This window comes from Streptomyces sp. NPDC051563 (assembly GCF_044454225.1).
Taxonomy (GTDB): Bacteria; Actinomycetota; Actinomycetes; order Streptomycetales; family Streptomycetaceae; genus Streptomyces.
The window spans coordinates 24,682-39,682 of sequence record NZ_JBITDL010000051.1; the positions used below are offsets into that span (position 1 = coordinate 24,682).

At 72.6% G+C, this 15,001-nt stretch carries 11 protein-coding genes; 7 read left to right on the plus strand and 4 right to left on the minus strand.

Annotation, left to right across the window (positions count from 1 at the left end; translation table 11 throughout):
* The first annotated feature begins 45 nt into the window (after positions 1 to 45).
* The 3 genes from ACIA8F_RS37360 to ACIA8F_RS37370 all read left to right on the plus strand — a co-directional run bounded on the left by ACIA8F_RS37360 (position 46) and on the right by ACIA8F_RS37370 (position 4,300).
* The gene (locus ACIA8F_RS37360; RefSeq protein WP_399385489.1) at positions 46 to 1,896 is read left to right on the plus strand and encodes a protein phosphatase 2C domain-containing protein; all 1,851 of its coding nucleotides are present in this window, start codon (positions 46 to 48) and stop codon (positions 1,894 to 1,896) included.
* A 66-nt stretch (positions 1,897 to 1,962) separates the two neighbouring features.
* The gene (locus ACIA8F_RS37365; protein WP_399385490.1) at positions 1,963 to 3,705 is read left to right on the plus strand and encodes a pyruvate dehydrogenase; all 1,743 of its coding nucleotides are present in this window, start codon (positions 1,963 to 1,965) and stop codon (positions 3,703 to 3,705) included.
* Between the two features lie 145 nt (positions 3,706 to 3,850).
* Positions 3,851 to 4,300, plus strand: a complete 450-nt coding sequence (locus tag ACIA8F_RS37370; RefSeq protein ID WP_399385491.1) for an ATP-binding protein — start codon at positions 3,851 to 3,853, stop codon at positions 4,298 to 4,300.
* Between the two features lie 89 nt (positions 4,301 to 4,389).
* Here ACIA8F_RS37370 and ACIA8F_RS37375 read toward each other — a convergent pair whose 3' ends face one another.
* A complete protein-coding gene (locus ACIA8F_RS37375; RefSeq protein WP_399385492.1) occupies positions 4,390 to 5,475 on the minus strand; it encodes a DUF2637 domain-containing protein in 1,086 nt (361 codons plus the stop codon).
* A 400-nt stretch (positions 5,476 to 5,875) separates the two neighbouring features.
* Positions 5,876 to 6,760, minus strand: a complete 885-nt coding sequence (locus tag ACIA8F_RS37380) for a (2Fe-2S)-binding protein (protein ID WP_399385502.1) — start codon at positions 6,758 to 6,760, stop codon at positions 5,876 to 5,878.
* A 126-nt stretch (positions 6,761 to 6,886) separates the two neighbouring features.
* Between ACIA8F_RS37380 and ACIA8F_RS37385 the strand changes: the two genes are divergently transcribed.
* Positions 6,887 to 7,549, plus strand: coding sequence for a GntR family transcriptional regulator (locus tag ACIA8F_RS37385; RefSeq protein WP_399385493.1), 663 nt, complete (start codon positions 6,887 to 6,889; stop codon positions 7,547 to 7,549).
* 532 nt (positions 7,550 to 8,081) lie between these two features.
* Here ACIA8F_RS37385 and ACIA8F_RS37390 read toward each other — a convergent pair.
* Entirely contained in the window at positions 8,082 to 8,861 is a 780-nt protein-coding gene (locus tag ACIA8F_RS37390) for a hypothetical protein (protein ID WP_399385494.1), read from the minus strand.
* A 199-nt stretch (positions 8,862 to 9,060) separates the two neighbouring features.
* Complete coding sequence (locus ACIA8F_RS37395; protein ID WP_266885523.1) at positions 9,061 to 10,740, minus strand: PucR family transcriptional regulator; 1,680 nt, start codon at positions 10,738 to 10,740, stop codon at positions 9,061 to 9,063.
* Between the two features lie 253 nt (positions 10,741 to 10,993).
* On the opposite strand from ACIA8F_RS37395, the gene ACIA8F_RS37400 reads away from it, so the two are divergent.
* From ACIA8F_RS37400 to ACIA8F_RS37410, 3 genes are read left to right on the plus strand one after another with little or no spacing between them, the layout of a single operon-like run.
* Positions 10,994 to 11,890 carry an FAD binding domain-containing protein gene (locus ACIA8F_RS37400; protein WP_399385496.1) on the plus strand — a complete coding sequence of 299 codons (897 nt, stop codon included), beginning with the start codon at positions 10,994 to 10,996 and terminating at the stop codon, positions 11,888 to 11,890.
* 2 nt (positions 11,891 to 11,892) lie between these two features.
* Entirely contained in the window at positions 11,893 to 12,501 is a 609-nt protein-coding gene (locus ACIA8F_RS37405) for a (2Fe-2S)-binding protein (RefSeq protein WP_274550125.1), read from the plus strand.
* 2 nt (positions 12,502 to 12,503) lie between these two features.
* Positions 12,504 to 14,909: a xanthine dehydrogenase family protein molybdopterin-binding subunit gene (locus tag ACIA8F_RS37410; protein WP_399385497.1), complete on the plus strand. Its 2,406-nt coding sequence runs from the start codon at positions 12,504 to 12,506 to the stop codon at positions 14,907 to 14,909.
* Positions 14,910 to 15,001: the final 92 nt, after the last annotated feature.

The following is a 15,001-nucleotide window of genomic DNA, read 5'->3' on the forward strand; positions in this document are numbered from 1 at the left end:
GCGTTCGCCGGATTTCGGCCGGGCCGGAGCCCGACAATGAGAGCCATGAGTCAGCGGGACGCGGGCGCGGATGACTGGTGGCAGAAGCTCTACGAAGACCCCGACGCGGGACCGGAACCCGACCCCCGGGACACCCTGGAACACCGCTTCCGCTCGGCGGCGGTCCTGGTCGCACCGACCCCGGTACCGCAGCCCCGGAGGGAACCGGCACCCGTGACGGAGGCCCCCGCCGCGGAGCCGGAGCCGGAGCCGCCTGCGGGCGTCCCCGGGCGGGCGGAGGAGGCGCAGGCGCCCGCGGGCGCCGGTCGCGAGCCGACCCCCGTGGCGCCGGCGGAGCCCCCCGGGGCCGGTCGTGAGCCGACCCCTGCGGTAGCGGCGAAGCTGCCCGGGGCCGGTCGTGAGCCGACTCCTGCGGTAGCGGCGGAGCCGCCCGTACCGGCCGCCGTACCGGACCCCTGGCCGGTGGCGGAGCCGGGCCCCCGGGCGGACGACGCGTACGGCGGCTCGGCGCTGCCGCCGCCGCGGGACCCCCGGGAGGGGGGCCAGACCTGGTACGCCCTCGGGAGCGTCTCCGTACCGCCCGCGCTGCCCGCCGAGGAGCCGGGGGAGCCGTCCGACTGGAGCTGGGGCCCACGGGACGACCCGCCCGCAGCGGAGGCGGCGGCGGAGCCGGACCCGGCGGGTGCGGACCCGGCGGGTGCGGGGCTCGGCCCCGACGGTACGCACGCCGGATCCGGGGCACCGGCTCCGGCGGCCCCGGACGCTTCCGACCCGGTGGCGCCGAGCTCCGGTTCCAGTCCCGACACCGGCTTCGCCCTTGGATCGCATCCCGGTTCCGGGGCGGGCTGGGGGTCCGGTTCCGGGGACGGAGATGGAGACGGAGACGGCGACGGGGACGATGCCGGCCTCCGGCCGGACGCCGGTCCCGGGGCCGGATCTGGCGGGCCGGACCGCCGCGCGGGCCAGGAGGACGGGCCGGGGGACGGGAGCGGGGACTCCGGGGTGCTGGGGGTGGCGCGGCCCGTGGTGGCGCATCTGGGGGACCGGCCGCCCACCTACGCCGCGGAGCCCATCGCCCTGCCCGCCGCCGACCCGGCCGGGCTTGTCGCGCTGACGCCCGACACCGTGCTGGAGGGAGCCCAGTACGGGGGCTACACGCTGCGCGCGGCCTCCGTGCGCGGGGACTCCGCCCGGTTCCGCGGCGAGGCCCGGCGGGACTTCCTGCTCACCGCCCGCTTCGGCACGGGCCCCGACGCGCTGGTCCTCGTCGTGCTCGCCGGTGGGGACCGGGCCGCGCCCGGGGCCGCCGACGCCGCCGCCGAGGTGTGCCGCTCCGTCGCCGCGGCCGTCGGGCGGAGCCAGGAGCGGCTGTCGCAGGACATCCGGGACGGCCGCCGCGAAGCCCTGCGCTCGGGGCTCCAGCGGCTCACCGACCGCGGCTACGGACAGCTGCGCGCCCGCGCCGCCGAGCTGGGGCTCCCCGAGGACGGCTATACGGCCGGGCTGCGCGGGGTGCTGCTTCCGGTCGACCCCGGCTGCCGCACCCGGGTCTGCTTCGGCGCGGGCGCGGGCGGCCTGTTCCGGCTCCGCGACGGCCAGTGGCGGGACCTGGAGGAGCCCGCGCCCGCCCCGCCCGCTCAGGCGGCCCCGGCCACCCCGCCCGCGGGATTCCGCTTCCGCTTCCGGGCCTCCGTGGCCCGGCCCGGCGACACCCTGCTCCTGTGCTCGGGCGGGCTCGCGGACCCGATGCGCGAGGAGCGGCCGCTCTCCGCCGAGCTCGCCGCCCGCTGGGCCGACGCCGCCCCGCCCGGCCTCGCGGCCTTCCTCGCGGACACCCAGCTCCGCCTCAAGGGGTACGCCGACGACCGGACGGCCGCCGCGGTCTGGGAGGCGTAACCGGGCGGATCATGCGTGGATGGGAGGCGCACACGGCAGAGCCGAACCGGAAAGGGCGCACCCTCCATGGCCAAGCAGAACGTGGCGGAGCAGTTCATCGACATTCTCGTGCGCGCCGGCGTGCGCCGGATGTACGGAGTCGTCGGGGACAGCCTCAACCCCGTCGTCGACGCGATCCGCCGCACCGGCGGCATCGAGTGGGTCCAGGTGCGCCACGAGGAGACCGCCGCCTTCGCGGCCGGCGCCGAGGCCCAGATCACCGGCTCCCTCGCCGCCTGCGCGGGCTCCTGCGGTCCCGGCAACCTCCACCTGATCAACGGGCTCTACGACGCCCACCGCTCCATGGCCCCGGTCCTCGCGCTCGCCTCCCACATCCCCTCCTCCGAGATCGGCCTCGGCTACTTCCAGGAGACCCACCCCGACCGGCTGTTCACCGAGTGCAGCCACTACAGCGAGCTGATCTCCAACCCCCGGCAGATGCCGCGCGTGCTGCAGAGCGCCATCCAGCACGCCATCGGCCGCGGCGGCGTCGGCGTGGTGTCCCTGCCCGGGGACATCGCCTCCCAGCCCGCCCCGGAGCAGGGCATCGAGCAGGCGCTCGTGACCGCGCGGCCGACCGTACGGCCCGGCGACGGGGAGATCGACAAGCTGGTCCGGCTGATCGACGAGGCCGACCGGGTCACCCTCTTCTGCGGCAGCGGCACCGCGGGCGCGCACGCCGAGGTCATGGAGTTCGCCGGCCGGGTCAAGGCCCCCGTCGGGCACGCCCTGCGCGGCAAGGAATGGATCCAGTACGACAATCCCTACGACGTCGGCATGAGCGGCCTGCTCGGCTACGGCGCGGCCTACGAGGCCACCCACGAGTGCGATCTGCTGATCCTGCTCGGCACGGACTTCCCGTACAGCGCCTTCCTCCCCGACGACGTCAAGATCGTCCAGGTGGACATCCGGCCGGAGCACCTCGGGCGCCGCACCAAACTGGACCTGGCGGTCTGGGGCGACGTACGGGAGACCCTGCGCGCGCTGAACACCCGGGTGAAGGCCAAGACGGACCGCCGGTTCCTCGACCGGATGCTGAAGAAGCACGCGGACGCGCTGGAAGGAGTGGTGAAGGCGTACACGCGCAAGGTCGAGAAGCGCACGCCCATCCATCCCGAGTACGTGGCCGCCGTGCTCGACGAACTCGCCGACGAAGACGCGGTGTTCACCGTGGATACGGGCATGTGCAACGTATGGGCGGCGCGCTATCTTTCCCCGAACGGAAAGCGCCGCATCATCGGCTCCTTCAGCCACGGCTCCATGGCCAACGCCCTTCCGCAGGCCATCGGCGCACAGTTCGCCGATCGCGGACGTCAAGTGGTGTCGATGTCGGGCGACGGCGGTTTCTCCATGCTGATGGGAGATTTCCTCACCCTGGTGCAGTACGACCTCCCCGTCAAAGTGGTCCTCTTCAACAACTCATCCCTCGGAATGGTGGAGTTGGAGATGCTGGTTTCCGGCCTTCCTTCGTACGGAACGACGAACAAGAACCCCGACTTCGCGGCGATCGCCCGCGCGGCGGGCGCGTACGGGGTGCGGGTGGAGAAGCCCAAGCAGCTCACGGCGGCTTTGAAGGACGCTTTCAAGCACAAGGGGCCCGCTCTGGTGGACGTGGTCACGGACCCCAACGCGCTGTCCATTCCGCCGAAGATCAGCGCCGAGATGGTGACCGGATTCGCACTTTCAGCCAGCAAGATCGTGCTGGACGGAGGGGTGGGCCGGATGATCCAGATGGCGCGATCCAACCTCCGTAACGTGCCGCGCCCTTGAGCCCGGATGCGTGCGGATTCCCCCGGGGGGCATGGATCCCGTAGGCCTGTTCGACAGGCGGGCCGCCGGACAACGGGCATACGGGAGGTACATCGCCGTGCGGGTGGGGGCGAAGGCCGGAAAGCTGTGGCGGAGAGGGCGGCCGGTGCCACGGGAACCGTCGGCCGAAGAGGGGGCGGCGGTGCACGCGTCGGGGATCACCCGGACAGTGCGGCGGGCCGACCTGAAAGCGGTGGGTGAAGTCCGCAGGGATTTACGGGAGTTGATGCGCCACCGGTGCCGGGCGGACGCCGCCGAGGTGGCCGAGCTGCTGATCACCGAGCTCGTCACCAACGCCCTCGTCCACACCGATCAGGGTGCCGAGGTCTCCGCGACGTTCGCCGCCGGCCGGCTGCGGGTCGAGGTCCGCGACTACGCCGCCCGCCGGCCCCGGCCGCACGTACCGTCCGCCGACGACGGTACGCACGGCAGGGGGCTGGTGCTGGTGCAGTCGCTCGCCGATGCCTGGGGCGTGGACGCGCTCGCGCTGGCGCTGGGCGGCGGAAAGGTCGTGTGGTTCGAGCTCCACGGAGCGTGGGAAGCGGGGCCCGCCTGAGGGATCAGGCGGACCCCGCGACGTGGATCCCGGACGGGCCCGGGCCCGTCGAACCGGCCGTACGGACCGCATCGGCCGTGTCGGCCGCATCAGCCGAACTGCTGCTCCAGATCCTTCAGTTTGCGCTCCAGGGAGTCGAGCCGGGGGAGCGTCTGCGTATCGTCCTCGGCGGTGAGGTCCACCGTCCGGGGGCCCGCGGCCGGGTTGGCCGTGTCAGCCGCGGGATGGGGTTCGGTCCCGCTGACGGCCTGCAGGGAGGGCCGGCGCCGCAGGGGCAGCTGTCCGGTCTCCGCTATGGCCGGCTCCGCGCCGACCGGCGCGGAGCCCGCTCCGGGGGCCAGCCCCGGCACCTCGACCTGACGGGCGCGGGCAGCGCGCCCGAACGCCCGGTTCTGCCGGCCGAGCGCCTTGATGTGCGCCCGGTCCAGGCGGTGTTGCTCCCGCCGGCGGTGCCGGTCGTTCTCCTTCTCCTTCTTGTCCTCGCGCACCTCGTCCACGGCCTCGTCGAGCGTGCGGACCCCCTCCAGCAGCATCAGCGACCACGCGCCGAAGGTCTCCCGGGGGGCCCGCAGCCAGCGGACCATCCGGATCTGCGGCAACGGCCTCGGAATCAGGCCCTGTTCGCGCAGAGCGGCCCGACGGGTCTGCTTCAGGGCGCGGTCGAAGAGCACGGCGGCCGAGAGCGACATGCCCGAGAAGAACTGCGGGGCCCCGTCGTGGCCGAGGCCGCGCGGGGCGTGCACCCAGTTGAACCAGGCGGCGGCTCCCGCGAACAGCCAGACCAGCATGCGCGATCCGAGGGCCGCGTCGCCGTGGCTGGCCTCGCGGACGGCGAGCACCGAACAGAACATGGCCGCGCCGTCGAGACCGAAGGGCACCAGGTACTCCCAGCCCCCGGAGAGGTTGAGGTTCTGCCGGCCGAAGCCGACCAGCCCGTGGAAGGAGAGCGCCGCGGCGACCGCCGCGCAGCAGAAGAGCAGGACATAGGAAGCGGTCCCGTAGACGGCTTCCTTGCGCCGCCGCCGCTCTTCGCTGCGCTCCCAGCTGTCCTCGGCCGCCCCCGCCTTCTCGCCTTCGCGCTTGCCCCGGGCCAGTACCGCCACTGCCGCAAGTACGCCCAGGATCAGCAGGCTGCCGGGCAGCAGCCAGTCCAGCGATATGTCGGTCAGTCTCATGCGGTTGTCCCTTGCCTCGCGTATGCGGCTGTTCGGCTTGTGGCCGGTGCGGCTTTCCGGGCGCCATAGTGGCCCAGCCGGTGAGCTGTACACGCGGGTTTCGGGGCAAGTGGCCGCCAACGGGGGGCGGAGCCCGCCGGATAGGGTGTTGCGGATCGAACTCCAGCTCGTGCGGAGCGAGTTGAGTTCGATTTCCGTCAGCCGGACGGGTGGGTTGGGGCCGTGGGGGCGGCGCCGCGCCAACGCGGTGGCGGCCGTACGTCCGGGTGGGTGACACCGGCCGACCGCGAGGGCGGCGGGTTGGGCGTCCTGCGCGGCCTGGCGCCGCAGGCCTTCAGGCGGCCGTCAGGCCGTCGTCGGGTCGTCGTCAGGCCGCCGTCGGGTGGCCGTCAGGTCGCCCTCAGGTCGTCGCCAGGCGGGCGATGCGGTCCTCGTCGCAGGTCCTGGGGCAGGTGACGCAGGTGTCGTCCGGGACGATCGTGTAGAAGAAGCAGCAGCTCGCCCGGTCCCGGGTGGGCAGCTCCCGGCCGTCCGGGGCCTCCAGCGTGCGGAAGCCGGCGCCACCGGTGTACGGGGCGGTCGCGCCGGGGAAGAGCCGGTCCAGCTCGCGCACGGCCCGCTGCTCCTCGGCCTCGCCGAGCAGGTTGCCCACGTACCAGAGACTCTCGACCACGTCGTCGGTCACCATGCCCCACAGGGCGCGCCGGCCGCGCCGCATCCGGGGGCCGAAGCCCTCCATGAGCGGTTCGAGGTGCTGGGCCACCGCAGCCCGCACCTCCGCGCGCAGCGCGTCCTCGTCGGGCACGACCCGGGCCCCGGGGAGCGCCGCGGCCGGGTCGTCCGGCAGACAGGCGAAGGGGTGGACGCGGACGGCCATGCGGCCGTTCTTCCGGTCGAAGGACACCGACTCCGGGGGAAGGAGCGGCACGCGCCGGTCCAGGAACCACGGGATGGTGATCAGCAGGCAGGCCGTCCACGCGTACCGGTGCAGTCCGAACCCCGCCACCACGTCGGCGCGACCCGGGCGCCCGTAGTCGCGGAGTATCTGCGCCTCGTCCCACGCGAGGAAGGTGTCCAGGGCCTCGCCGCCCGCCGCGAGCTCGTCCGCTCCGACCCACCCCACACCGCGAGGGGAGGGTTCGTGCGGGGCGAGCTCGGTGACGCGCAGTCCGGCGTAGGCGGCGGTCAGCCGTGCGTAGGCGTCCGCCACCGGAGAGCCGGCCGGGGCGGGGGTGCGTACGGGGCCGACGTGCCCCTTGGTGGGCGCGGCGGCCGTGACGGTCATGACGGTCATGGCGAACCACCGAATCACGCGATCGTTAACAGGTAAGCCTTACCTTACCTGATCTACGTCGGGGGTGGGAAGGCGGGCTATTCTTCGGGGGCAGGTCGACATCCGTGGGAGGACCGAGTGCGCGATACGGCCCGAGCCCGGGTGCCGGCACAGCAGGACCGCAAAGTGGTACGTCACTCCGTGCGCGGGCAGGTCCTCGACGCCCTGCGGGCGGCGCTGCTCGCGGGCGAGCTGGAGCCGGGGGAGATCTACTCGGGCCCGGCCCTGGGGGAGCGGTTCGGGGTCTCCGCGACGCCCGTGCGCGAGGCGATGCAGCAGCTGGCGCTGGAGGGGGTCGTGGAATGCCTCCCCAACCGGGGGTTCCGGGTCCTGACCCGGAGCCCGGGGGAGCTGGCGGAACTGGCCGAGGTCAGGGCGCTGCTCGAAGTTCCGGTGATGCTGCGGCTGGCCCGTACGGTGCCGTGCGGGGACTGGGCCGCGATGGTGCCTGCGGCGGGTCTGGCGGTGGAGGCGGCGGCCGCGGGTGATGCGGCGCGGTACGCCGACGCGGACCGGGCTTTTCACCGGGCGGTGCTCGCGCTGGCCGGCAACGCCCAGCTCCTCCTGGTGGCGGAGGACCTCCATCGGCGCTCCCAGTGGCCCCTGCCCGGGCCCCGCCGGATCCGCCGGGCGGACCTCGTCGCGGACGCGGCGGAACACGTGGCCGTCCTGGCGGCGCTCTCCACGGGCGACCTCCCGGAGGCGGAGTCCCTGATCCGCACCCACTTCACCCCGCTCTGAGTCGTGGCTCGGGGTGGTGCGCCTCAAACGCCGGCGGGGCTGGGTTGTGCCGGGCCGCGGGCTTGCTGCGGGTGGGGGTCGGTGCCGGGGGGGGGGTGGGGTGTTGGCCTGGACTGCATGATTTAGGCGCCCTGTCCTTTACGTTCGACAGTTGTGGCTTTCCTTTGCGCCACAAATCACGCTCTACGTCCAGGCCAACACCCCACCCCGCCCCCGTCCCCGCCCCTGCCGTCCGCAGTCACCGACCCCGGGTGTTTCAGCCGTCCGGCGTTTGAGGACCGGGGTCCGGGGCGGAGCCCCGGGGGTTTGGGCGCAGCCCGGTTTCCCGTTCGTGGTGGGGCTGCGCCATATCCAGCCTCGCCGGCGTTTGAGGCGCGGGGTCTGGGGCGGAGCCCCAGGGGGTCCGGGCGCAGCCCGGGGCCCCGTTTTCAGCCTGGCCGGCGTTTGAGGGCCGGGTCCGGGCTGGCCCGGGGAACGGTGGAAGGGCGGGTAGGGGACTTTGCCCCGCAGGGTTACGGGCTGACCGGGTGGGTCAGCTTGGGGTGGGGGTGGGGTGGAGTTGGTCGGCCAGCCAGGTGGGGATGCCGCCCAGGAGGTGGAAGAGGCGGCGGGCCTCCGCGCGCAGGCGGGTGGCCTCCGGTTCCGGTTCGGCTTCGGCCAGGGCCGCCAGGGCGGGTGCCGTGCCGATCAGGAAGCCCAGGTCCTCCCGGATGCGGAGGGATTCCGCGAAGCCCTTGCGGGCTTCGGCGACCTCCCCGTCCCGCAGGGCCAGCGCCGCCAGGTGCCGCCAGGTGAAGGAGAGCAGGAGGGTGTCACCGTGGGTGAGGGCGCCCGCATGGGCCCGTCGGTAGGCGGGCAGGGCGGAGGAGGGCGCGTCCGCGAGGTGCTCCGCGACCAGGCCTCGGCGGAAGTCCAGGAGCGGCCGGGTGCGCGACCCGGGGGACAGCAGCGCCGCGGCCCGGCCGAGCGCGGAGCGGGCCTCGTCGGCCCGGTCGCGCACGCCCAGTACGGTCGCCGCGTAGGCCAGGTGGCCCCGCTCGCAGGCGGCCGCGCCCCGGTCGTCGTCGTCCTGGGAGACCGCTTCGGCGACCCGTAGGGCGTCTTCTGCTTCGGCCCAGCCCTGTCCGGTGAACAAGCAGCGTTCGACCAGGAGCCCGGTCCGCTGCACGGCGGCTCCGGCATCGTGCAGGTGCGGCGTCAGCAGGGCCGCCGCGTCGGTCCAACAGCCGCGCGAGCGCAGCCGCCATATCGCCCGCTGGAGGGGGTCGTCTCCCCCGATAGTTCCGGCACTGGACATGGCGGTATCCGCCACATTGCCCTCCCCAAAGCAACCAAGCAGCACGTCGTTGAGCCCTGGGGCGAAATGAGAGCACGGATCGGCGGCTTCGGCCAAGGGGTCGGGTGAACTCTTTCACAAAGTCCGGACGGATCATCAGCCGCCCCCGCCCGGCCTCCAGTCGGCAACCACTGGTCCCCGACCGGCCCCCCGGCCGGTCAGGCGGTGGATCTTCTCAGCTCATCCGCAGTGCCAGGAAGAAATCGAGCTTGTCCTCCAGCCGGGAAAGATCCCTCGCCGTCAACTGCTCGATTCGCCCGACCCGGTACCTCAGCGTGTTGACGTGGAGGTGCAGCCGCGTCGCGCAGCGGGTCCACGAGCCGTCGCAGTCGAGGAAGGCTTCGAGGGTGGGGATGAGCTCCGCCCGGTGGCGGCGGTCGTAGTCCCGCAGCGGGTCCAGCAGCCGGGCCGTGAAGGCGCGGCGGACGTCGTCCGGGACGAACGGGAGCAGCAGGACGTGCGAGGCCAGCTCGTGGTGGCCGGCCGCGCAGACCCGGCCCGGGCGGGCCGCGGCGACCCGGCGGGCGTGCCGGGCCTCCTCCAGGGCCCCGCGGAGCCCTTCGGCGGAGGACACGGCGGCGCTGACGCCCAGGGTGAGCCGGCCGTCGTCGGCGAGGCCGGCCGCCAGGGGGTCGCGTACGGCCGCGAGCAGCGTTTCCGCGTGCAGGGCGGTGTCGGGGCCCTTCTCCTCGCCGGGCTCCCCGGCGGGCGCGGGCAGCGGTACGAGGGCGATCGCCTCGTCCCCGGCGTGCGCGACGGCGATCCGGTCCGAGGGTTCGGGGCCGGAGACGGAGGGGTCCACGAGGATCTCCTCCAGCAGCGACTGGGCCACGGGGCCGCCCGCGATGTCACCGCCGTCCCAGTCGACCCGGGCCACGACGACCTGCCAGTGCGGGGCGGTGCCCAGGCCGGGCAGGAGCACCGGTGCGGCCACCCGCAGGCGGGCGGCGATCTCGGCGGGCGGCGCGCCCGTCTGGACCAGCTCCAGGACCTCCTGGGCCAGGCGGCGGCGCACCGTACGGGCCGCGTCGCGGCGGTCCCGCTCGACCGCGATCAGCTGGGTGACGCCCTGGAGCAGGTCGAGCCGCTCGGCGGGCCAGTCGCCGGCGTCGGCCTCGACGGCCAGCAGCCAGTCGGAGAGCACGCTCTCGCGAACGTCTCGGGCAGCCGGACCTGCGGCTCCGCGGCCGTGTCCCCTGATCGGGAAGAGGGAGTAGGTAATACCCTGGAGGGAGATCCGGTGCGGGCCCCTGCGGCCCGTCCGGACCGCCGCGAGGTGTTCGCTCGCCAGTGCCGCGCAGATGCCCGGGGCCAGCGGCTCGCCCGCCCCGGCGATCTGCCGGCCCGTGGGAGAGAGCACCCAGGCCCGGAGATCGAGGTCCGTGGTGAGCAGATCGAGGACCACATCGGGTCCGCCACCGGCCGGACCGGAGGTCATGAGCCGCCGATGGCGGTCCACTACGGCCGCAAGGTCCCCGGCACGCTCTCCCGACACCTGCCGCACCACGTACTCGGTGATGGTGGCGAATGCAACGTCTTCGTTTACAGCGAACAACGGGAGACGGTTGCGCAGACACGCCGTGACGAGGTCGTCGGGAATGTCACCCAGCTCGGCCTCGCCGGCCGCCAGCCCGGCCACGCCGGCGCTCGCGAGGATTCGTACGAACGGCTCGGAGTCGGCTGAATTTCGTCTCCATGCCAGGCCAGTGAGGACCAGCTCCCCTCCGGATAGGTATCGGCTGGGATCCCTCAGGTCGGTCGTCATGACCCCGCGGACCGTCCGGTCGAGTTCTTCCTCGCCGCCCAGCAGCCGCAGCCCCAGCGCCTCGGTTTCCAGCAGTGCGCGCAGCCGCATGATGTCGCCGCCGATCTGTCTCGAATGTTGCCGTTGGAAATCGGGCAGGTCGTCGCATCCTGCCTTTCATACGAATCTACAAGACGAGGGAGGTCCCCAGCCAACTCCTTCATGGTTTCGGTGACTGCACCCGGGGGACGCACGGCCGGTGTACTGAGTCCACACCGCGTTAACAGCACGTGAACGACCAGTCGAGGGCCTAACGGCCTCCTGGCTTGAAGTGAACGACCCGATTAAGAAGAAGAGAGCCGACATGGACTTCCTTCGCCCCGCCAGCTGGGAGGAGGCGCTCGCCGCTAAGGCCGAGTTCCCCACAGCTGTGCCGATTGCGGGTGGCACCGATGTGATGGTCGAGATCAACTTCGACCACCGTCGGCCGGAGTACCTCCTGGACCTGAACCGCATCGGTCTCCTGCGGGAGTGGGAGGTCGGCGAGGACGTGGTACGTCTGGGCGCCTCCGTCCCGTACACGCAGATCATGGAGAACCTCCGCACGGAGCTTCCGGGACTCGCGCTCGCCTCGCACACGGTCGCGTCCCCGCAGATCCGTAACCGCGGCGGTGTCGGCGGCAACCTCGGTTGCGCCTCGCCGGCCGGCGACTCCCACCCCGCGCTCCTCGCGGCGGGTGCCGAGGTCGAGGTGGAGTCCGTGCGCGGATCCCGCCTGATCCCGATCGACGAGTTCTACACCGGTGTCAAGCGCAACGCGCTGGCCGCCGACGAGCTCATCAAGACCGTCCACGTGAAGAAGGCGGACGGCCCCCAGCAGTACTCCAAGGTCGGTTCCCGCAACGCGATGGTCATCGCCGTCTGCGCGTTCGGCCTGGCGCTGCACCCCGAGACCCGCACGGTCCGCACCGGCATCGGTTCGGCCGCGCCGACCCCGATCCGGGCGAAGGCCGCCGAGGAGTTCCTCAACGCCGCGCTCGAAGACGGTGGCTTCTGGGAGTCCGGCAAGGTCATCACCCCGTCGATCGCCAAGCAGTTCGGTGACCTCGCCTCCGGCGCGGCCAACCCGATCGACGACGTCCGCGGCACGGCGAAGTACCGCCGCCACGCGGTCGGCATCATGGCTCGCCGCCAGCTCGTCTGGACGTGGGAGCAGTACCGCGGTTCGAACAACGGCCGCTCGCTTGAAGGGGCTGCGTAATCATGCGCGTCAATTTCACTGTCAACGGCCGTCAGCAGGAAGCCGACGACGTCTGGGAGGGCGAGTCCCTCCTCTACGTCCTGCGCGAGCGCCTGGGCCTGCCCGGTTCGAAGAACGCCTGTGAGCAGGGCGAGTGCGGTTCCTGCACCGTCCGTCTCGACGGCGTGCCGGTCTGTTCCTGTCTGGTCGCGGCCGGTCAGGTCGAGGGTCGCGACGTCGTGACCGTCGAGGGCCTGGCGGAGTTCGCCAAGCAGCGCGAGGAGCACGGCCACGGCGGTGCCTGCGGCACCGGCGGCGGCTGCGGCAGCAAGGGCGGCGTCACCCTGGACGCGGCCAAGCAGTGGCAGGCCAAGCCGGGCGACTCGCAGACCGGTGAGGGCGTCGAGCTCTCCACCATCCAGCAGGCGTTCATCGACGCCGGCGCCGTCCAGTGCGGTTTCTGCACCCCGGGCCTCCTGGTCCAGGCCGACGCGCTGCTCGAGGAGAACCCCTCCCCGTCCGACCAGGACATCCGTGAGTCCCTGTCCGGCAACCTCTGCCGCTGCACGGGCTACGAGAAGATCCTCGACGCGGTCCGCCTCGCGGCCGCCCGTCAGTCTGAGGCGGTCTGACCATGGCCCAGAACACGCGCACGGTCCCGGCGGGTACGCCGACCAACGTCACGCAGAAGCACAACAAGGGCGGCATCGGCGAGTCCACGCTGCGCCCGGACGGCACCCTCAAGGTGACCGGTGAGTTCGCGTACTCCTCGGACATGTGGCACGAGGACATGCTGTGGGGCCAGACCCTGCGCTCCACCGTCGCCCACGCCGAGATCGTCTCGATCGACATCTCCGAGGCCCTGGCGATGCCGGGCGTCTACTCGGTCCTGACGTACGACGACCTGCCGGCCGAGATGAAGAACTACGGCCTGGAGATCCAGGACACCCCGGTTCTCGCCAACGGCCGGGTGCGTCACCACGGTGAGCCGGTCGCCCTCGTGGCCGCCGACCACCCGGAGACCGCCCGCCGCGCGGCCGCCAAGATCAAGATCGACTACAAGGAGCTGCCGCTCGTCACGGACGAGGCCTCCGCCCTCGCCCCCGACGCGCCGCTGATCCACGTGGGCCGTGACGACCACCACATCGGTCACGTCCCGCACCCGAACATCGTGCACCGCCAGCCGATCATCCGCGGCAACGTGGAAGAGGCCCGCAAGCGCGCCGACGTCATCGTCGAGGGCGAGTACACCTTCGGCATGCAGGACCAGGCCTTCCTCGGCCCGGAGTCCGGTCTGGCCGTACCGTCCGAGGACGGCGGTGTCGAGCTGTACGTCGCCACCCAGTGGCTGCACTCGGACCTCCAGCAGATCGCCCCGGTCCTGGGCCTGCCGCCGGAGAAGGTCCGCATGACGCTCTCGGGCGTCGGCGGCGCGTTCGGTGGCCGCGAGGACATCTCGATGCAGATCCACGCCTGCCTCCTGGCCCTGGCCACGAACAAGCCGGTCAAGATCGTCTACAACCGCTTCGAGTCCTTCTTCGGCCACGTGCACCGTCACCCGGCGAAGCTGTACTACGAGCACGGCGCTACCAAGGACGGCAAGCTCACGCACATGAAGTGCAAGATCGTCCTGGACGGCGGCGCGTACGCGTCCGCTTCCCCGGCGGTCGTGGGCAACGCCTCCTCGCTCTCGGTCGGTCCCTACGTCCTGGAGGACGTGGACATCGAGGCGATCGCGCTCTACACGAACAACCCGCCCTGTGGCGCGATGCGCGGCTTCGGCGCCGTCCAGGCCTGCTTCGCCTACGAGGCCCAGATGGACAAGCTCGCGGCGAAGCTGGGCATGGACCCGGTGGAGTTCCGCCAGCTCAACGCCATGGAGCAGGGCACGATCATGCCCACCGGCCAGGTCGTGGACGCTCCGGCGCCCGTCGCCGAGCTGCTGCGCCGGGTCAAGGCCCGTCCGCTGCCGCCGGAGCGCCAGTGGGAGTCCGCCGGCGAGAGCGCGGACGTCCGCGCCCTGCCCGGTGGTCTGTCGAACACCACCCACGGTGAAGGCGTCGTCCGCGGCGTCGGCTACGCGGTCGGCATCAAGAACGTCGGCTTCTCCGAGGGTTTCGACGACTACTCCACCGCCCGCGTGACCCTCGAGGTCATCAACGGCGAGGCCGTCGCGATGGTCCACACGGCCATGGCGGAGGTCGGCCAGGGCGGTATCACCGTCCACGCGCAGATCGCCCGTACCGAGCTGGGTGTCACGCAGGTGACCATCCACCCGGCCGACACGCAGGTCGGCTCCGCCGGTTCCACGTCCGCCTCGCGGCAGACGTACATGACCGGTGGCGCGGTGAAGAACACCTGTGAGGCGGTCCGCGAGGCGGTCCTGGAGATCGGCCGGCGCAAGAACGGCTCGTACCACCCCGCGTGGGCGACCGCCGAGCTGCTCCTCGAAGGCGGCAAGGTCGTCACCGATGGCGGAGAGGTCCTCGCGGACATCGCCGACATCCTCGAGGGCGAGGACGCGATCGACATCGAGCTCGAGTTCCGCCACGCGGCGACCGAGCCCTTCGACCTGGTCACCGGCCAGGGCAACGGCCACGTCCAGTACACCTTCGCCGCGCACCGCGCGGTCGTCGAGGTGGACACCGAGCTCGGCCTCGTCAAGGTCGTCGAGCTGGCGACCGCCCAGGACGTGGGCAAGGCGCTGAACATGCTCTCCGTGGTCGGCCAGATCCAGGGTGGTACCACCCAGGGCCTGGGCGTCGCGATCATGGAAGAGATCATCGTGGACCCGAAGACCGCGAAGGTGCGCAACCCCTCCTTCACGGACTACCTGATCCCGACCATCCTCGACACCCCGACCATCCCGGTCGACGTCCTGGAGCTCGCCGACCCGAAGGCCCCGTACGGCCTGCGCGGCATGGGCGAGGCCCCGACCCTCTCGTCCACCCCGGCCGTCATCGCGGCGATCCGGGCGGCGACCGGTCTGGAGATCAACAAGACGCCGATCCGTCCGGAACTGCTCACCGGCACTCTCTAGGACGGCGTGGTGGGGGGGGGGGGGGGGGGGGGGGGGGCCCGCCCCCCCCCCCCCCGCGGGGGGGGGGGCGGCGGGCGCGCCCACAACCCCCC

Bases quoted from the DNA above. Each gene is read 5' to 3' on its own strand.
- ACIA8F_RS37365 (WP_399385490.1), top strand. From the start codon at position 1,963: ATGGCCAAGCAGAACGTGGCGGAGCAGTTCATCGACATTCTCGTGCGC.
- ACIA8F_RS37375 (WP_399385492.1), bottom strand. From the start codon at position 5,475: ATGAGACTGACCGACATATCGCTGGACTGGCTGCTGCCCGGCAGCCTG.
- ACIA8F_RS37395 (WP_266885523.1), bottom strand. From the start codon at position 10,740: ATGCGGCTGCGCGCACTGCTGGAAACCGAGGCGCTGGGGCTGCGGCTG.
- ACIA8F_RS37410 (WP_399385497.1), top strand. From the start codon at position 12,504: ATGGCCCAGAACACGCGCACGGTCCCGGCGGGTACGCCGACCAACGTC.
- ACIA8F_RS37360 (WP_399385489.1), top strand. From the start codon at position 46: ATGAGTCAGCGGGACGCGGGCGCGGATGACTGGTGGCAGAAGCTCTAC.
- ACIA8F_RS37380 (WP_399385502.1), bottom strand. From the start codon at position 6,760: ATGACCGTCACGGCCGCCGCGCCCACCAAGGGGCACGTCGGCCCCGTA.
- ACIA8F_RS37400 (WP_399385496.1), top strand. From the start codon at position 10,994: ATGGACTTCCTTCGCCCCGCCAGCTGGGAGGAGGCGCTCGCCGCTAAG.
- ACIA8F_RS37405 (WP_274550125.1), top strand. From the start codon at position 11,893: ATGCGCGTCAATTTCACTGTCAACGGCCGTCAGCAGGAAGCCGACGAC.